Below are 1,012 nucleotides of genomic sequence, written 5' to 3'. Positions count from 1 at the left end.
TGTCAAAACAAGGCTTTAAGGCCATCATCAAACCGTCCGAGAAGAGCGTGAAGGAGTATTATGAGCGGCTTCGAGCCGAAATCGACAAGCATAAAGCCGCTCCCCAAGCCGCCCTAATAAAGCGTCTATAGCAGAGAAAGAGTTGGTTAGGACAAAAATCGCAAAGCATTATCGATAGCATTCTGTAAACCATCAAATTGATCAAGAGTTTTTCTCAAATGGTGTTTGAGTCTTGCCCAAAATTTCTCAATTTTATTAATATCAGGTGAATAAGGGGGCAAAAATACCAGTTCACATCCTGGGAGACGAAACCTTAGAATAAAGAAGCCTTATTTCATTAGTTTTCACCTTTTTACCCATAACCTGTCCCCTAGAAAGGCTTCTTTATTCTTACGGTAACTTCAAACCATTTCAATTAATTGTTTGATCTGAGCCGATTTGTGAAAACTAGCCTGATCCATAATCACTATTTGTCCAGGTAATAACTCGGGTACTAAGAAAAATTCTACCCACATTTTAATTAGTTCAGTGTTGCAGTATCCAGTAAAAGTTATCGGGGCAATAATTTGACGACAACATGAAGCAGCTACCAGGCTGATGCGTTCTGTTTTATGTCCCAATTTTAGATCGTAGTATCGTTGAGATTTCTCACACCAACCGTAGGGATAATCTTCTGTATCATCGACTCCTGCTTCATCGACGTAAACGAATCTCTGGTAAGCATATTGACTGATATAGTTAAGAAACTCGGCTCGTTGTTCTTCATTTCTTTCTCTGTACCCGTAAGTTTTTTTTTTCTCGTAAAACCAATGCGCTTTAAAGCTTTACCTATAGTAATGCGACTAATTTTTTCTTGCCATTTTTCGGCCATCTGTTGTTGATTTCTGCCACCATTTATGCACGCAAATTGGCGAAATTCCTCTAAGTTTTGAATTTTTGGGGCAGGTCCTCTACTATAGTTTCGCTTTGCTTTAAAGCTTCCCGTTTCAGCTCTGGCTTTTAGCCACAAGTC

Annotated in this window: 2 pseudogenes; both read right to left on the bottom strand. The window is 39.3% G+C overall.

Annotated elements, in window-relative coordinates:
• Nucleotides 1–146 precede the first annotated feature (146 nt).
• A pseudogene (locus tag F6K49_RS52960) lies at nucleotides 147–734 on the bottom strand (transposase).
• Nucleotides 623–1,012: pseudogene (locus F6K49_RS52955) on the bottom strand (hypothetical protein); the annotation flags it as partial. The pseudogenes F6K49_RS52960 and F6K49_RS52955, both read right to left, overlap by 112 nt.

The organism is Moorena sp. SIO3I6, assembly GCF_010672095.1.
Note: the sequence above shows the minus strand (reverse complement) of the source record. Positions and strands in the feature narration are given on the sequence as shown.